Here is a 2,039-nt window from a genome sequence, read left to right as displayed (position 1 = left end):
GCCGGCAGTGACGGACGTTTTCTGCATGAGCAGACAGTGTCAGCAATGCAGACCCGGGTGTACACCCTTGGTGAAGGGGAGAGCGTTTCGTCCGTTGCCAGAAAATACAATATGTCCGTGGATTCACTGCGTAAACTGAACCAGTTCCGCACTTTCGCTCACGGCTTTGACCACCTGCAGGCGGGGGATGAGCTGGACGTTCCTGTGGCTCCGCTCCCGGAAGTTCGCTGGGATGATACCCCTGCAACCTCCGTTCCCGGTCAGAATAACGAAGATACACGGGCGAACAAAGTCGCCGGCTATGCCTCACAGGCCGGTAATTTCCTCTCAGCCAGCACCAGAAGCGACGCGGCAGCGTCCATGGCGCGCGGGATGGCGAGCGGTGCTGCCAGTGGTGAAATTCAGCAGTGGCTGAGTCGTTTCGGTACGGCCCGCGTGCAGCTGGATGCGGATAAAAATTTCTCTCTGAAAAACTCACAACTTGACTTGCTTGTCCCGTTGTACGAACAAAAGGACAGGCTTGTTTTTACTCAGGGCAGCATTCACCGCACCGATGACCGGACTCAGGCTAATCTTGGTGCCGGCGTCCGGCGCTTCTATGATGCATGGATGTTCGGTGCCAACAGCTTTCTCGATTACGACCTGTCCCGGGACCACGCCCGTGCCGGCGCCGGCCTTGAATACTGGCGAGACTTCCTGAAGCTGGGCTTTAACGGATATATCCCCCTGACCGGGTGGAAGGATTCCCCGGACCTGACCGATTACCAGGAGCGTCCGGCCAGAGGCTGGGATGTCAGGGCACAGTACTGGCTTCCGGCGCTGCCGCAGCTCGGCGGCAAGCTGACCTATGAGCAGTACTATGGCAAAGAAGTCGCCCTGTTCGGCATTGACAGTCGACAGCGTGACCCGCACGCCATTACGGCGGGGATTAACTATACGCCGGTGCCGCTGCTGACGTTCAGTGCAGAGCAGCGTCAGGGGGCCGGGTCAAACGCCGAAACACGCTTTGGCGTGGACATGAATTACCAGCTGGGTATGCCCTGGCAGCACCAGATTAATCCGGACGCGGTGGCTGCCATGCGCAGCCTGGCCGGTAGCAGATATGACCTGGTGGAGCGCAATAACAACATCGTGCTGGAGTACCGCAAGAAAGAGGTTATTCGCCTGAAGACGGCCGATCTGGTGACGGGGCATACCGGGGAGCAGAAGTCTCTGGGGGTATCCGTCAACAGCAAGTACGGTCTGGAGCGCATTGACTGGTCGGCTTCATCACTCATCGCCGCGGGAGGAAAAATCGTGCAGAGCGGAGAGGACTGGACCGTGGTGATGCCGGCTTACCGGGCTGACGTCAACAGCTATACCGTGCAGGGTGTGGCGGTGGACAGAAAGGGAAACCGTTCAAATCAGGCTGAAACTCAGGTGACGGTGCAGGCGCCTCAGGTCAGCGCGGTGCAGAGTACGTTCACGCCCGCCACCTCTTCGCTGGCTGCGGACGGCAGGAGTGTGCAGACTCTGACCCTGAGTCTGCGGGACGGGAATAACCAGGCGGTGGACATGGATGTGAAGGACATCAGCCTGAAAAACAGCACGCTGAAAAGCGCCACGGTATCGGCACTGACCCGAAAATCCGCGGGCGTGTACACCGTGACGGTGACGGCGGGTACAGACCCTGAGACGGTCACCCTGACGCCGTCGGTGAGCGGCATCACGCTGTCGCCGGCGGAGGTGACCATCAGCAGCATCACGCCGGATGAGGGGAGGTCGGCCATCAAAACCGACGCCACCACTTATGTATCCGGTTCAGATATCAAGGTGACAGTGACGCTGAAGGACGCCAGTGACAACGCGGTTACCGGCGCGGCATCCTCGCTGACGACGGATACAGTAACCGTACAGAACGCGGCGCTGAAGAGCGGTAGCGGCTGGACGGACAACAGTGACGGGACCTACACGGCGACGTACACGGCCACCACGGCGGGTACTGGGCTGAAGGCGACGATGATGCTGAGCGGCTGGACTACGGCGGTGCAGTCCGGGAG

1 protein-coding gene is annotated in these 2,039 nt (G+C 59.9%); it reads left to right on the top strand.

What is annotated here, in order from left to right:
• Nucleotides 1–45: 45 nt before the first annotated feature.
• Nucleotides 46–2,039, top strand: a 1,994-nt coding sequence (locus tag AAIE02_RS23565) for an inverse autotransporter beta domain-containing protein (protein WP_498533419.1), incomplete at its 3' end; no start/stop codon positions are given.

Source organism: Cedecea sp. Ae19-4, assembly GCF_059801165.1.
This window is presented reverse-complemented; position numbering and strand designations above follow the sequence as displayed.